At 63.4% G+C, this 13,757-nt stretch carries 17 protein-coding genes; 7 read left to right on the top strand and 10 right to left on the bottom strand.

Going from position 1 to position 13,757, the window contains the following annotated elements; translation table 11 throughout:
- Positions 1-22: 22 nt before the first annotated feature.
- Positions 23-583 carry a peptide-methionine (S)-S-oxide reductase MsrA gene (gene msrA, locus KY497_RS14225; RefSeq protein ID WP_219869334.1) on the bottom strand — a complete coding sequence of 187 codons (561 nt, stop codon included), beginning with the start codon at positions 581-583 and terminating at the stop codon, positions 23-25.
- Positions 580-1,056, bottom strand: a complete 477-nt coding sequence (msrB, locus tag KY497_RS14230; protein ID WP_219869335.1) for a peptide-methionine (R)-S-oxide reductase MsrB — start codon at positions 1,054-1,056, stop codon at positions 580-582. Before msrB ends, msrA begins: the two co-directional genes overlap by 4 nt.
- A 121-nt stretch (positions 1,057-1,177) precedes the next feature.
- On the opposite strand from msrB, the gene KY497_RS14235 reads away from it, so the two are divergent.
- The 5 genes from KY497_RS14235 (at position 1,178) to KY497_RS14255 (ending at position 5,116) form a co-directional block, all read left to right on the top strand.
- Entirely contained in the window at positions 1,178-1,615 is a 438-nt protein-coding gene (locus tag KY497_RS14235; RefSeq protein WP_219869336.1) for a GNAT family N-acetyltransferase, read from the top strand.
- A complete protein-coding gene (locus KY497_RS14240) occupies positions 1,615-2,163 on the top strand; it encodes a carboxymuconolactone decarboxylase family protein (protein WP_219869337.1) in 549 nt (182 codons plus the stop codon). The genes KY497_RS14235 and KY497_RS14240 overlap by 1 nt, the downstream gene beginning before the upstream one ends.
- A 566-nt stretch (positions 2,164-2,729) precedes the next feature.
- Positions 2,730-3,296, top strand: a complete 567-nt coding sequence (locus tag KY497_RS14245) for a hypothetical protein (RefSeq protein ID WP_219869338.1) — start codon at positions 2,730-2,732, stop codon at positions 3,294-3,296.
- A 95-nt stretch (positions 3,297-3,391) separates the two neighbouring features.
- Entirely contained in the window at positions 3,392-3,841 is a 450-nt protein-coding gene (locus KY497_RS14250; protein ID WP_258185974.1) for an RNA polymerase sigma factor, read from the top strand.
- 312 nt (positions 3,842-4,153) lie between these two features.
- On the top strand, positions 4,154-5,116 hold the full coding sequence (locus KY497_RS14255; protein ID WP_219869340.1) for an IS481 family transposase: 963 nt from the start codon (positions 4,154-4,156) through the stop codon (positions 5,114-5,116).
- A gap of 26 nt (positions 5,117-5,142) precedes the next feature.
- Here KY497_RS14255 and KY497_RS14260 read toward each other — a convergent pair whose 3' ends face one another.
- From KY497_RS14260 to KY497_RS14290, 7 genes are all read right to left on the bottom strand, one after another.
- A complete protein-coding gene (locus KY497_RS14260; RefSeq protein ID WP_219869341.1) occupies positions 5,143-5,700 on the bottom strand; it encodes a hypothetical protein in 558 nt (185 codons plus the stop codon).
- A gap of 148 nt (positions 5,701-5,848) precedes the next feature.
- A complete protein-coding gene (locus KY497_RS14265) occupies positions 5,849-6,823 on the bottom strand; it encodes an aldo/keto reductase (protein WP_219869342.1) in 975 nt (324 codons plus the stop codon).
- Positions 6,820-8,214, bottom strand: coding sequence for a cysteine--tRNA ligase (gene cysS, locus KY497_RS14270; RefSeq protein WP_219869343.1), 1,395 nt, complete (start codon positions 8,212-8,214; stop codon positions 6,820-6,822). The genes KY497_RS14265 and cysS overlap by 4 nt, the downstream gene beginning before the upstream one ends.
- Positions 8,208-8,519: a DUF6510 family protein gene (locus KY497_RS14275; protein ID WP_219869344.1), complete on the bottom strand. Its 312-nt coding sequence runs from the start codon at positions 8,517-8,519 to the stop codon at positions 8,208-8,210. Before KY497_RS14275 ends, cysS begins: the two co-directional genes overlap by 7 nt.
- Positions 8,516-9,271 carry an FAD-binding oxidoreductase gene (locus tag KY497_RS14280; RefSeq protein WP_308813121.1) on the bottom strand — a complete coding sequence of 252 codons (756 nt, stop codon included), beginning with the start codon at positions 9,269-9,271 and terminating at the stop codon, positions 8,516-8,518. Before KY497_RS14280 ends, KY497_RS14275 begins: the two co-directional genes overlap by 4 nt.
- Entirely contained in the window at positions 9,247-9,840 is a 594-nt protein-coding gene (locus tag KY497_RS14285; RefSeq protein WP_219869345.1) for a molybdopterin-dependent oxidoreductase, read from the bottom strand. Before KY497_RS14285 ends, KY497_RS14280 begins: the two co-directional genes overlap by 25 nt.
- A gap of 18 nt (positions 9,841-9,858) precedes the next feature.
- Positions 9,859-11,241, bottom strand: coding sequence for an MFS transporter (locus KY497_RS14290; RefSeq protein ID WP_219869346.1), 1,383 nt, complete (start codon positions 11,239-11,241; stop codon positions 9,859-9,861).
- 387 nt (positions 11,242-11,628) lie between these two features.
- Here KY497_RS14290 and KY497_RS14295 point away from each other — a divergent pair, with 387 nt between their 5' ends.
- Complete coding sequence (locus tag KY497_RS14295) at positions 11,629-12,273, top strand: TetR/AcrR family transcriptional regulator (protein WP_219869347.1); 645 nt, start codon at positions 11,629-11,631, stop codon at positions 12,271-12,273.
- Positions 12,274-12,337: 64 nt separating this feature from the next.
- Positions 12,338-13,042 carry a haloacid dehalogenase type II gene (locus KY497_RS14300; protein ID WP_219869348.1) on the top strand — a complete coding sequence of 235 codons (705 nt, stop codon included), beginning with the start codon at positions 12,338-12,340 and terminating at the stop codon, positions 13,040-13,042.
- Positions 13,043-13,105: 63 nt separating this feature from the next.
- On the opposite strand, the gene KY497_RS14305 is transcribed toward KY497_RS14300, so the two are convergent.
- Positions 13,106-13,684 carry a hypothetical protein gene (locus tag KY497_RS14305; RefSeq protein WP_219869349.1) on the bottom strand — a complete coding sequence of 193 codons (579 nt, stop codon included), beginning with the start codon at positions 13,682-13,684 and terminating at the stop codon, positions 13,106-13,108.
- Positions 13,685-13,757 lie beyond the last annotated feature (73 nt).

Below are 13,757 nucleotides of genomic sequence, written 5' to 3' on the forward strand. Positions count from 1 at the left end.
GCTTCGCTGAGGCAGGGCGTCGCTATGCCGATGCGGCCCCCTCGGTCCGGTTTGGCAGCACCCAGTCGGGGCGTTCGAAGTGGCAGGTGTAGCCGTTCGGGTACGTGATCAGATAGTCCTGGTGCTCGGGCTCGGCTTCCCAGAACGAGCCTGCGGGCTCGATCGCAGTGACGGCCTTTCCCGGCCACAGGCCGGATGCGTCGACATCCGCGATAGTCTCGCGGGCGACCTGCGCCTGTTGCATGGTGGTGGGGAAGATCGCGGAGCGGTAGCTCGTGCCGTAGTCGTTGCCCTGGCTGTTGAGGGTCGTGGGGTCGTGAACTTGGAAGAAGTAGGCCAGGATGTCGCGATACGTCGTCTGGGTCGGGTCGAAGACGATCTCGATCGCCTCGGCATGCCCGGGGTGATTGCGGTAGGTTGCGTGATCGTTCTCGCCGCCGGTGTAGCCGACCCGTGTGTCGACTACACCCGGCTGGCGACGGAACAGGTCCTCCATGCCCCAGAAGCAGCCGCCGGCGAGGACGGCAGTCTCGGTGTCGGGATTTCGGGTGATCTTGCCGGTGTCGTCAACGCCGTCGCTCATGCCACAACTCCTGTCGACTCGGCATCCGCATCAAACAGGGAGCGGTACTGGCCGTACCCCTCTTCCTCGAGTTCCGCGGCCGGGACGAAACGCATCGCGGCGGAGTTCATGCAGTACCGGAGTCCACCCGTGTCCTGCGGTCCATCGGTGAAGACGTGGCCGAGGTGGCTGTCCGCCCCGGTCGACCGCACTTCGATACGGGGGGTGATGAGCTGGTGGTCGGTTCTGGTGTCCAGAGCTTCTTCATCGATGGGCTTGGTGAAGCTCGGCCAGCCCGTGCCGCTGTCGTACTTGTCGGTCGAGGAGAACAACGGCTGCCCTGAGACGACATCAACGTAGATGCCGGGCTCGTCGTTCGCCCAGTACTCGTTGTCGTAGGCGGGCTCGGTGCCCTCTTCCTGCGTGACGTAGCGCTGGTGCTCGGTGAGGCTGCTGAGAGCCTCCTCGGTCTTGGCGTAGTCCTTCGCGCTCATGGTTTCCTCCTGGATGTGGCAGTACGCCCCCACGATAGCGATAGTGGACTCTTGAGTCCATATTTCGCTAAGCTCAAGTCAGAAGTTCAGACCACCTCATTCCTTTGTACGGAAGATCCACATGGCCGACTTACGCTTCCCGCCTCAGCTCTCACTCGAAGATCCGGACTCCACGGGCCACGGCGGGTCTCCCATATCCGCCGACCAGCGAGCTCTTATGGATGAGATGCAGACGCCGGCGTCACCGGAAGAGGCGCCGTTCTCGATCTCGCTGGACGACTCAGCTACCGTCTATGTAGCTACAAAGGATGGCGTCGAGTTCGGCGGCGTTCTGTTCGATGAGAAGGACGACCGCGTGTTGCTCCTTGCGACGTCGATCCTGCCTGAGTACCGAGGGATGGGGCTGGCCGCCGCGCTTACGCGGAGGGTGCTCGACTTACTCCATGCCGAGGGCAAGCGCGTGACTGTGCGATGTCCAGTCTTCCGATCATTCGTGCAGCAGCACCCCGACTACGCAGCCCGGTTGGACCGCAAGTCCGGGCGGGACAGGGGATGCTGATGCCTCGGCGTGACACGAGAATCCCCGGCCCGGTTCTCGAGGCCGTCAGCTTCCGCAACACGAGATTCGACCCCAGCCAGACCCGTTTCGGCAGCCTGGCGGGCAAGTTGGCCGCCGAGTTCGGATACTCGGCCGATCTCCTGGGTGATCCACGGCTGTTGCAACTTCTTCGGCTACGGGTCGCGCAGCTGAACCCATGCTCTTACTGCCTGATCTTGCACACCGAGGTCGCAACGAAGATTGGGATCCCTTCGGTGGTCATCGCTCACCTGCCGTCGTGGCGGGAGAGCGCGATGTTTTCCGGTCAGGAGCGCGCCGCGCTTGCATACTGTGAAGCCCTCACCATCTTCAACCAGGAGAGGTTTGCGGTAGCACACGAGGAATTGCGCACCCACTTCAGTGAACGTGATGTTGCGGAGATGGCGGCGGTCATCATCAATATGAACCTGTGGACGCGCCTCAAGCTTGCCCAGGGTGCGGTGCCGTTCGACTCGATCGCGCCCAGCACGGATGAGGTAGCGACGACCGACGCCGATGAGCCCGCGTAGCACCGTCGATCGCAAAGCGGGCACTACCTCAAGGCGGTGTTACGCCACTCCGGACCGGGCTGTCGCCCCGTACGTCCGAGGCGACGCCGGCGTCGAAGTCGACACTCGGACGCCGGCGTCGGAATCGACGTTGACGCATCTCATCCGGCGGGTGGTGTGGTGCAACCTCGCGAGATCCAGATGCCGGCGATGCTGAACCGTTGGGGTTATGGGGTTGGGCGCGATCTGCGAGACACAGATGCTCCAGTTATGACCTGCCACGGGAGTTGATGCATGCGTGCGTCAATCGACGAGGTGAACCTGCTGCTTGTGATCGAGTCACCGACGAACGTCGCCGGGGTTCGATGAGCCCACGCGTGTGCGGCAGTGCCAGTCTCGCCGATGCGCCGGTACCGCGAAGAAAAGTCGCGGGTCCGAGCGATTCGACAGCGATGCTTCGCGCCTAGTTGTACTTCCCCAGGAGGTTGCGAACACGAGGGGGTAGCCCGATGCATCACTTTCGATTGATCCGGCCATTACATCGGTGACGGGGGAAGAGCTCCCGTCCCTGGTGGAATGGGGGTGTCATGAGCAAGCCGAGTGTGGATGAGCTGCTGCGCGGCAGCGTGAAGTCGTACGAGCCCTCGATTGCCACGAGAGCCGCGTTGGAGTCGCTCGTCGATGCGTCCCGCGCGGAAGCTGTGCGTAGCCGAGCGAAGCGGCGTCGTCGGAGCCTTTGGCTCATCCCGGGAGCCGTGGTCGCTGCGGGCGCGTTGACCGCGGGTGCGGCCGTGTTCGCCCCCTACTTCGATCCCGACGTGCGGATCCCCATCGAGTACGTCACCGACACCGGGGTGGAGGTCACCTGCACATATGCGCTGAGAGTGGGTTCTGTGGTCGGCGGAGAGAACCCGGAGCTTCGCGAATGGCTGACAACGCAGGACTGGAGCGGAGTCGGCCAGCGCATCTACGACGATGCCCTCGCGAACCCGTTCATTCCAGGCGAGAACGACGAGGGCGAATGGACCGCCGAGATCGTCGACTCCGTGTCATTCTTCAACGCGATGACACGGCAGACTGCTGCCCCCGACGGTCTCGCGAAGCTTGGTGACGAGATCGGCGGCACGTCTGACTGCACGGGACAGTTGCATTGAGCGCGCAGGTGCGCGACAACGCCCTCGTGCCCGGCGACCTGGCCGACGCGTTCCGCCAGGAGGCCCCTGGACTCCTCGGGTTCTTCGTGCGGCGCGTGTCGCCGCCGGAGGATGCCGCCGATCTGGTGAGCGAGACGTTCCTGGCCGCCTGGAAGTCGAAGAAGCGGGACGCGGTTGCACCGGATCTGCGGAGGGCGTGGCTGTTCGGCATCGCACGCAAGGTGCTATCTCAGTACCGGCGCGGCAGACGTCGACGCACGGCGCTTTCGGAACGGGTTCGCGTGTCGATGGGGGCCGATCTCGCTGCGAGCAGCATCCCTCCGTCAGACGAACTTGATCCAGATCTCGTCGAGCATGTGCGCGAGCTCGTCAGGTGTCTCTCACCGCTTGATAGGGAGATCATCGAGCTCGTCTACTGGGAGGGATTCACCCAAGAAGAAGTCGCGACGATCCTCGGAAAGCCGTCTGCGACGATTCGCAGCAGGCTCTCGCGTGCGCGGTCTGTCCTGCGGGACCAGCTTGCCGAAAGCGGTGATGCCTCATGAACGGTCTGCTGCTTGTCGTCGCTTCAGTGACTCTCGGTCTCGTTGTTCTCATCGCGGCGTCTGGCGCTGGCTCACACGCGCGCACGATCGGTCTCCATGTGCCGGGGATTCACCGTGATCAACGAACGTGGGTCCGCGCCCATCGCCGGGCGCGGTGGGTTGTTGTGCCCTGCTGCGCGGTGGCGAGCATGCTCGGATTCGCCGCCATGTCTGGCAGCGGTCTCGCGAGCCTCGGGTGGGCGATCTGGCTGGTCGGGCTCATCGGCGGAGGGCTTACCGCCACGGTCTCGAGCACGAAGCGAAGCGCGGATCGTGACGCACTCTAACGCTCCGCTCACTCCCGAGGGGCGGCGACGACTCGCTGTCCTGATCGTGGACCAAGGATGGACGGTCCGCCGCGCCGCGGAGCGCTTCCAATGCTCGCCATCGACAGCGTCTAGGTGGGCACGCAGATACCGTGCGGGCCTGCCGCTCACCGACCGAAGTTCGCGACCGCATCGATCACCACATCGCACGTCCACCCGAATGGAGCGACGGATCGTTTCGCTGCGGTTCCATCGCCTCTGGGGACCCCACCGGATCGGCTACCACCTCGGCGTGCCCCGTTCCACCGTCGGTCGCGTGCTGAACCGATACCGCATGCCGGCGCTGCAACACGTCGATCGCTCCACAGGCTTGCCCGTGCGTCAGCCAAAGCCGCGCCGCTACGAGATGAAAGCGCCGGGCGAACTCATCCACGTCGATATCAAGAAGCTTGGCCGCATCCCCGACGGCGGAGGGCACCGCGTGCTTGGACGACAGGCTGGCGCTCGAAACAACAAGAGAAGCGGTCGGGGCTACTCCTACCGCCACCATGCGGTCGACGACCACTCGCGCCTCGCGTACTCGGAGATTCTCGCGGATGAACGCAAAGAGACAGCCGCGGCCTTCTGGACTCGAGCGCGAGCGTTCTTCCTCGTGTCCGGAATCCAGGTCGCCGCCGTCATGACTGACAACGGTTCGTGCTATCGATCACGCGCGTTCGCTGATGCGCTCGGAGACATCAAACACGGGCGAACGCGGGCTTACCGTCCTCAGACCAATGGCAAAGTCGAGCGGTTCAACCGAACCCTCGCGAGCGAATGGGCATACGCAGTCCCGTACGCCTCGGAGAAAGAGCGTGCCGATCACTACCCGCGGTGGCTCCATCACTACAACCACCACCGCCCGCATTCAGGTATCGACGGAATGGTACCGGCGTCTCGCGTTCGCAACGTCGCGGGGAACAACACCTAGTGAGCTGGTCGTGGGTTGCACAAGCGTCAACAACTGTCAGCCCATACACGAACCGGCACCTGAGCATTCGTGACATCGAAGATCGCGTCTGCGGTGGCCCTCGGCGCCCCGTCTCGGGTGTATCGGAGCTGCGCCTCAAGCGACTCGTCGCTGAGCCGCATGTCGCTCTCGAGCCAGACCCGGAAGTGCCAAATTCCTCGAAGCTCGGGGCGCAGGAGAAACCGACCGTCGACGATCAGCATCGCATCAGCTGGGACGTCAGAATCCGGAGTCTCCGCGGCCAGCCTCCCCTCACGAAAGCGCGACACGATGTCCCGGAGGCGACTGTAGTCCTCGTTCCCGCCGTATCTGTCGTGCCGGGGAAACGAGAGGTCGACGTCTCTTGCGGCTCCACGAGGTGTGCTCGTGGATCGAAATACGCGCCAAGACTTGGTCGTCATCGCATCAGCAAGCGAGTCGGCGAATCCGCGGGAGGCTTGCTCGTCTGCACCGTCTATCGCGATGAGGATGCGGGCCCGGTAGTAGTGCTGCGTGATCTCGCTGACAAGATCATCGAAGATGGCGACATTCTCAGACGTTGTCATGAGTTCAGTATCCGACATGCAAGCGGTTACGAGTACGATTTCGGACCATGAAGACCAATTTTGCGACCTGCGAGCGCTGAGGTAGCTGGTCAAATGCCGCGAGCCGCCGGACCGTTCAGACCTCTGGACCGACGAGCGCGTTCGTCTTTCAGCTCCACTCTCGCTCGGCCCGCTCGGCCCAATATCTGTCTGCGGGGATCGTCAGGTGGTCGAGCACGCTGGTGTCCACGCTGGGCGTTCCCGCGTTGGCGTTGCTCTCCAACTGAGCGACTGTGACCGCCCCGCTGAGGACAACGTCAGCCCAGTCGTGCTCGAGGACGGCGCCGATGGCAAGCGCGTCACTCGTGATCCCGGCGATGCGTGCGAGACGGTCCACCTCCTGGACACCGCCTGCTGCGAGACGGCCGTTGGCCATCGCTTCCTTCACGATGACCAACCATCCATTTTCGGCAGCGACTGCGAGTGAGTCTTGGGCGGATCGTTCGAGGATGTTCCATGTGGTTTGCACTGCGGAGAACGGCGACGACGGAATGGTAAGAGCCGTCTCGATGGTGTCGGCTTGATGCGGCCCGCTGGTGGTGATTCCGACGCGCGTACCTTCGTCGGCCACCTTCCTGAGGCGTGCAAGCAGGGCGGGGTCGCTGAGAGCGGGGCTGTCGGGGGTGACTGAGTGGACGAGGTGAACGTCCGGGGCGCCTCCGAGGGCGGACTGCGTCTTGGGCCACTGCTTCTCGAGCATCGCAAGGCTGTGCTCTTTGCGCTCGTGGACTCTGGCTTTCGGGTCCCAGTGGGCGACGTACTCATATCCCCACTTCGAGCTGATGGTCAGTTGCGCGCGACGTGTCGGGTGGGCGGCGAGCCATGCACCGAGGAAGTCCTCCGCGTGCCCGTAGGAGGGCGCGAGGTCGAAGAACCGGATTCCGAGCTGCCACGCGGCGTCCAGTACCTCGAATGTTCGGGCCCGCATTGTCTCGACGGTTCGATCGTTAGGGGCGCCGAGAGCATCGGACCTGCCTGCAGTGAGGTAGATCGGTCGTCCGAGCGCTGCCAGTCCGAGCCCGATCCTTCCTACCGACGATCCCTCGTAGGGGGGCTGATCGCCGATCCGGTTCGATTTGTTCATGACTTTCTCCAGGAGGTGCCGGAAGCGGTGTCGTCGATGGCGATCCCGACCGTGGCGAGTTCGTCGCGAATGCGGTCGGCAGTATCGAAGTCGCGAGCGTCTCGGGCGTTCGCGCGGTGCGTGAGCAGAATGTCGACCACCGCCGCAACCGTCGACCCGATACTGTCGTGGGTGGTCGCGTCCAGCGCATCGTCGGCGAGTCCGAGCACGCTGAGCATGGCCGACACAAACCGGTGCTCGTCTGCGGCTGATGAGAGGTCACCGTGGTCGAGGGCGGCGTTGCCCGCACGTGTGTGGTCGTGCAGGAAGGCTAGCGCGGCGGGAGCGTTCAGGTCATCGTCGAGCGCGTTCGCGAAACCCTCGGGAAGACCAGCTGCCGTATGCATGGTCGCGACATGCGGCCGAGCTCGGCGCTGGAACGCGGCTACGCGGGCAAGGGCGGCTGCGGCGTCTGTGAGGGCTTGCGGGTGGTAATCCAGTGCTGAGCGGTAATGCGCGCTCAGCAGGTAGTAGCGGAGGGCTGCCGGGCCGACCTGCTGGAGGAGGGCGTCGGCGGAGATGGAGTTGTCGAGCGACTTAGACATCTTCTGCCCGCTTGTCGTGACCAGGCCGTTGTGGACCCAGTATCTGGCGAACTGGTCGCCGGCCGCGACGGACTGCGCCAACTCGTTCTCGTGATGAGGGAATCGTAGATCGAGGCCGCCGCCGTGGATGTCGAACACCGGGCCGAGGTAGCGGCGGGACATCGCGGAACATTGGATGTGCCATCCCGGTCTGCCTGCACCCCATGGCGACGGCCAGGATGCGGAGTCCGGCTCAGCCGTCTTGGCTCCCTTCCAAAGCGCGAAATCTCGGCTGTCTCGCTTGGCTACGCTTGAGCTCTCATCAATGCCGAGAACGTCGTTGGGCCCTTGCCGGGTGAGCGAGCCGTAGTCGCGCCAGCTGGCGACATCGAAGTAGACATCGCCTGATCCGTCAGTCGCGACGTACGCATGCCCGCGATGGATCAGGCGCTTGATGAGGAGCTGGCTGTGTTGGATATGACCGGAGGTGCGTGGTTCATAGGCGGGCGGTAGGACTCCCATGGTCGTGTAGAGGCGGCTGAACTCGGTCTCGATGCGGTAGGCACGCGCCCACCACGGCTCGTCCTCGGTGGCGAAGGCGAGAACCTTGTCGTCGATGTCTGTGACGTTGCGGATCAGTGTGACCTGGTAACCCCGATGGGTGAACCATCGTGTCCACAGATCGTAGATGAGGGCGCTGCGCAGGTGTCCGATGTGTGGGGTGGATTGAACGGTCGGCCCGCAGACATAGATGCTGACCTTCCCGTCTCGCGAAGGGATGAAGTCACGCACAGCACGCACACGGCTGTCGTAGATCTGGATCACCATGCTTCTTCATCTGTCCTAATTGGTTTCCGACTCATGTCGTCGGGAGAGGTCGACCGTGCCATCGTCACGTGGGGCAGGCCGGAGAGGTTGATGAGCACCTCCCTCGGTTTGCGGACGATGACGGCGAGCACGCCTTGGCAGCGTTCGCATCGCAGGACGGCGCCGATGGCCGTGATGAAAGCGTGGGCTCGGGCAAGTTCGAAGCGGTGGTGGCAGCTTCCGCATCGCCCGATGGCGGTGGTGATCTCGATGCCGAGGATGTCGGCAACGGTTCCTGCGAGCGCGTTTCCGTCGAGGTGAGTCATCTAATGCCTCCGAAGCGTTCCGTGCGTATTCGTGTGGGGTCGTGGCCGAGTTGGAGCAGCCAGCCGGCGATCGTCTCCACGAATGGTGTTGGTCCGCACAGGAAGATGCGCGGTGTTGCCGAGGCGGGGAAGACGAAGCCGCCGAGAGACCCCTGTGTCAGTCGTCCGGGAGCGCGCGACGATTCGGGGGGAGCTCGGCGCGTGTGCACGATGTCGACGGCGGTCTGAGTGAGCGACGCGAGTTCGTTGGCGAAAAAGACGTCCTCGGGCGTCCGGACCGAGTAGAGCAGTCTGAAGTCGGCGTTCTCTGATTCGTACTCACGGGCCATGGCCATCGCGAACAGCGGCACCACCCCGGAGCCACCAGCGATGAGCTGGACCGGGGAGCGGTCGGATTCTGTGGGACTCCAGACGAAGTACCTTCCGAGGGGGCCGTGCACCTCGAGCTGGTCGCCCTCGTCGAGCTGTTGGACGAGGTAGGGCGAGACTTCGCCCGCGGGGAGTTCCTCTACGACGAGCATGACACGGGTCGACTGACCCGACGACGCTATCGAGTAGGACCGGGACGCCTGATAACCATCCGGGGCGGTGAGCCGGATATCGAGGTGGGATCCGGCGTGATTTCCCGGCCAGGTTGACACGTCGAGTTCGAGGCGTACCGCCGACGGGGTCTCCGGACGTCTGTTGGCGACCCGTCCGACGTGCCAACTGGCGCGAATCGGAGCCGTCACCAGTAGCGTTCCTCTCGCCACGGATCACCGCGGAGATGGTATCCGTTCTGTTCCCAGAAGCCGGGCTCGTCAGCGGGCATCATCCGTAGCTCGCGGACCCACTTCGCGCTCTTCCAGAAGTACAGGTGCGGCACGAGCAGACGCGCCGGACCACCATGCTCCGGAGTCAGGGGCTCACCCTCAGCCTCGGTGGCGATCCAAGCCCGTCCGTCGAGCAAGTCTTCGAGCGGAAGGTTGGTCGTATACCCGCCATGGCTTCGAACCATCACGTAGTCGTACGAGGTCTCGACATCATCGAACAACCGGTCCAGAGACACTCCGCGCCACGCCATGTCCAGCTTCGACCAGTGCGTGACGCAGTGGATGTCGGTGACGATGTCCTCAACGCCCACGTCCTGTAGGGCGTTCCAGTCCCAGCTGTGCTCGACGCCAGTCTCCGCCGTGATGGTGAACGTCCATTCGTGCCACCCAACGTCAGGCGTAAGACCAGCGGTGAGCACGGGCCAATCGTCAACGAGCGTCTGGCCCGGCGGCAACCGCGCGTCGTTGACGCCACGACGACCGCCGAACCCGCTATTGATCACTGCCATGTAGAACTCCTTCGTTAGTCATGCGTGTTTTGGGTCTGTTCGCGCGACGCCGACGGGCATGGGGACGTCCGAGGCCGTGCAGGGCTCCACCGTCACGGAGGTCAAGCTGCGGGAGCTCGGCGCGACTGCCGCACGAATCCCAACCCATGACGCAAGCGCACCGGCAGCGAGCAACGCTGCTGTGACGACGGCGGCGCGGTGAAACCCCGATAGATCGATCTGTCCTCCGACGATCACGGCGAGCGCAGCGACGATGACAAGACTGGAGAGGCGGGCGACGGCGTTGTTGATCGCTGACGCGGTTCCGGCCCGCTCACTGGGTACGGATCCGAGCACAGCGCTGGTCAACGGCGAGACGGTCATGGTCAGGCCGACTCCGAACACAACGACGCCGGGGAGAACCTGCTGCCAGTAGTTGAAGTCTGCTGACACCGTGAGAAACAGAAGAGAGCCAACCGCCATCATGACGGGTCCAACCGTCATGAACACTCGAGCCCCGAAGCGACCGCTTAGCGAACCGATGCTGAAGCTTCCAAGAATCATGACGATCGTCATCGGCAGCGAAGCTAGCCCAGCGGCGGTCGCAGACAAACCGACCGACTGCTGGAGGAAGATGGCGAGGGCGAACCCGTTCAGGGACAGGGCCGCGTAGACGAACACCGTCGCCAGATTTCCGCTCCAGAAGTTCCGCCTTCTGAACAACTCCAGCGGCACGATCGGAGATGACCCGTATCGCTGTCGCGCGATGAACGCGAAGAACATCGCTCCGCCCCCGAACAGGCAACCGAGAACGAGCGGCGTGTTCCAGCCCTGGTTGGAGCCCTCGATCAGGGCGGTCACGAGTCCGCCGAGGCCGAGAGCGCAGAGGAGTGCACCGAGGAGGTCGACTCGACCCCCCTTCGGCACGTCACGCAGTTTCAACAGTCCGATCAGAAGTAGCACGATTGCGATCGGCAACAGATTGGCTACGAATGCCCAGCGCCACGACAGGAAGTCCGAGAGTAGTCCGCCTAGAACGGGACCGACGATAGACGCAGCGCTCGTGGTCGCGGTCCAGATGCCGATCGCGCGAGCCTGGGCAGCGTCGTGAAAAGTCGACGTGATCAACGCCAGCGAGCTCGGCACGAGGAACGCTCCCGCCGCACCCTGCAAGGCCCGGAAGGCGATCATGAGCTCCACGGTCGGCGCGAGCGAGATGGCTGCGGAAGCGAGCGCAAACCCGACAAGACCGACGCGAAGCACGAGACCTCTGCCGAACGCGTCACTGACGGACCCTGCGACCAGGATCAACGAGCCGAGGGTGACCAAGTAGGCGTTGATCATCCATTGCTGCCCGGCCAGTCCCCCACCAAGGTCTGCCGTGATTCTAGGCAGTGCGACGGTGATGACGGTGTTGTTCATGAACGCCACGAAGGACGCGCCTACGGCGATCGAGAGGACGAGACGTTGGTCACGAGTCACACCCTCACCCTACGCCCAGCTTCACGGACCTTGTAGTCCAATACTGCAAGCTGCGAATAGAACGCTGATTGAGGGCATCTTCGCATCTCGCCTTGTCAGGACGTTGCATCAGGACGCTCTGAAGCGTGTACGATCGATTAACAAGCGGACTCTTTGGTCCAATTAGGAGCACCAAGTCAGAGCAAGGAGGAGCCGGTCGGGGCGGATCGCAGGCGACCCCAGAAGACGAGTCCCCGCGAGCCCGTACGCGAGCCATGTTTCGGGGACAGGCCGATCACAGCACAAGAGCTGTGCTGCTCGGCAAGTCGGGAAGGCTAACCTGGAGACGTGAGTAACAGCGGCGACGGCACAAGCGCGCGCCGTTTGACGTCACGTGGCGCCGCCACGAAGGCAAGGATCGTCGAGGCAGCCAACCAATTGATGTTCGAACGAGGCGTCGCTTTGACGACCCTCGCTGATGTACGCACCGCGAGCGCGACGTCGAAGTCCCAGCTCTACCAGCACTTCGCTGATAAGAACGCACTAGTGAGGGAAGTCATCGAATTTCGAGCCGAGGCACTGCTCACCCAGCAGCGCCGTCGCCTGGAGAAGGTGGATTCTCTTCGAGGGCTTGAACTGTGGCGCGACGAGATGGTCGAGCGCAACGCGCTCCGAGACGGCGCGTATGGATGCCCGCTCGGGTCGATTGCGAACGAGATCGCCGACCACGACGAGGACACCCGTCGGATCATCGCCAGCCACTTCGACGAGTGGCTACAGATGATCATCGATGCAATCGACCGCTTGAAGACAAATCGCGTTCTCCGGGAAGACGCAGACGCTCGCTCACTTGCCGGCGGGCTACTGGCGGCGCTGCAGGGGGGATACCTGCTCGCGAAAACAGCCCGTGATGTAAATCTCATGAGGGTCGCGGTAGACATGGCGATTGCACAGGTACGTGCATTCTCCACCGAATTAGACACTCAGGGCTGATCCACGCGACCGTCTGGCTCAGGTCCCTCAGGCACGACTCCAGGCACAGCGAAGGAGGAATTCAGTGATCATTGCTCTCGACATCAATGAGACGCTGCTCGATCTCAGCGCACTGGATGAACCATTCAGAGAAGTTTTCGGCTCCGACTCGGCGCGACGCGCTTGGTTCACCCAGATGCTCCAATTGTCGTTCGTCGGTGGCCTCACCGGAGCTTATGTGAGCTTCACCGAAGCGCAGGAGGCCGCCTTCCTTATGCTCGCCTCCAGGCAGGGACTTGACCTCACCTTCGCGGACGCCGATGCGATGGTCGACCGGATGACTCGCCTTCCCAGCCATCCAGAGGTGCCCGCTGCGCTGCGACGCCTGAAGCAGGCGGGCACGACGATCGTGGCACTCGCTAACTCCACGCAGCAGGTCGTCGAAGCACAACTCGACTTCGCAGGCCTTCGCCAGTACTTCGACGCGGTCTACTCAGCCGACTCCATCCGGCAGCTCAAGCCTGCCCCGGCCGCGTATGCGATGGTCGCAAAGAATCTCGGAGCATCGATGGCCGACATCTGGCTGGTGGCCGCACACTCCTGGGACGTCAGTGGCGCACTCGCGGCGGGCTGCTCCGCCGCCTTCGTCGCGCGCTCCGGAGAAGTCCCCTCGCCCCTCGGTCCGCAGCCAGCCATCGTCGCCACCGACCTGGACGAGGTCGTGCGTGAATTGTTAATCCGGACACCCACGACTGAAGCGCCCTTTGGTCACGGCTCCCCGGCGCGGTAAACGTCTGTCGGCGTTACGACAAGGCCGGTGAATTATTGTGCCCACACGACGGACAGGCTCCACCTATCGCTTTGGTCGATCCGAGCCAGTTCTAGCGGGAGACGTGTTCGCGATGGCCTCATCGACCATGCCCATAGTGGCGTCGAACTGCGCCATGATAAGAGCCGCAGTGCTCGAGAACCCGGTCGCCAGGAGAAGCAGGAGGGAAGGAACGAACGCACCCGGCGGCGGGACCCATCCGCCAAGTGCCCACGGGAGGATGATCGCCAGCACAAGGACGACGCTGGAGATCCACTGATTGGCTACGAGAGCTCGCGATGACCCCGAGGCTCCCTTGGCAAGAATCCGGCGCACACAATCTACAGTCATCACCAGTAGGACAACCGCGAAGAGTCCGAACGCGAGGGAACCCCATAGCGGATGAAGCGCAGCGAACACAAGTGGTACGAATAGCGCGATCGAATACGCCGTGAAGACCCACCGGATCGAGGACCTTTGGTATCGATCGGCCGCCTCCGAAACCTCTAGACGCATGTGCATCTCTGAGTCGATGTAGAAGAACACACCGACGACGAACGTTCCAAGAAGCGTTCCCGCCACCCCGGCAAAGGCAAGCAAGAACGCCTGATCGACTGCCTGCATCCCGACCTCATTCCCGGTGCGCTGTCGACACACCGTGCGTGCAACCTTAGCCACGCACGCGCGTGACTCTCAT

It is taken from the genome of Microbacterium sp. PAMC22086 (assembly GCF_019443525.1).
GTDB classification, from domain to species: domain Bacteria; phylum Actinomycetota; class Actinomycetes; order Actinomycetales; family Microbacteriaceae; genus Microbacterium; species Microbacterium maritypicum.

Coding starts and splice junctions, on each gene's coding strand:
- KY497_RS14265 (WP_219869342.1), bottom strand. CDS start 6,823: ATGAACAAATCGAACCGGATCGGCGATCAGCCCCCCTACGAGGGATCG.
- KY497_RS14275 (WP_219869344.1), bottom strand. CDS start 8,519: ATGACTCACCTCGACGGAAACGCGCTCGCAGGAACCGTTGCCGACATC.
- cysS (WP_219869343.1), bottom strand. CDS start 8,214: ATGGTGATCCAGATCTACGACAGCCGTGTGCGTGCTGTGCGTGACTTC.
- KY497_RS14240 (WP_219869337.1), top strand. CDS start 1,615: ATGCCTCGGCGTGACACGAGAATCCCCGGCCCGGTTCTCGAGGCCGTC.
- KY497_RS14290 (WP_219869346.1), bottom strand. CDS start 11,241: ATGAACAACACCGTCATCACCGTCGCACTGCCTAGAATCACGGCAGAC.
- KY497_RS14305 (WP_219869349.1), bottom strand. CDS start 13,684: ATGCAGGCAGTCGATCAGGCGTTCTTGCTTGCCTTTGCCGGGGTGGCG.
- msrA (WP_219869334.1), bottom strand. CDS start 583: ATGAGCGACGGCGTTGACGACACCGGCAAGATCACCCGAAATCCCGAC.
- KY497_RS14260 (WP_219869341.1), bottom strand. CDS start 5,700: ATGACAACGTCTGAGAATGTCGCCATCTTCGATGATCTTGTCAGCGAG.
- msrB (WP_219869335.1), bottom strand. CDS start 1,056: ATGAGCGCGAAGGACTACGCCAAGACCGAGGAGGCTCTCAGCAGCCTC.
- KY497_RS14285 (WP_219869345.1), bottom strand. CDS start 9,840: ATGGCAGTGATCAATAGCGGGTTCGGCGGTCGTCGTGGCGTCAACGAC.
- KY497_RS14235 (WP_219869336.1), top strand. CDS start 1,178: ATGGCCGACTTACGCTTCCCGCCTCAGCTCTCACTCGAAGATCCGGAC.
- KY497_RS14245 (WP_219869338.1), top strand. CDS start 2,730: ATGAGCAAGCCGAGTGTGGATGAGCTGCTGCGCGGCAGCGTGAAGTCG.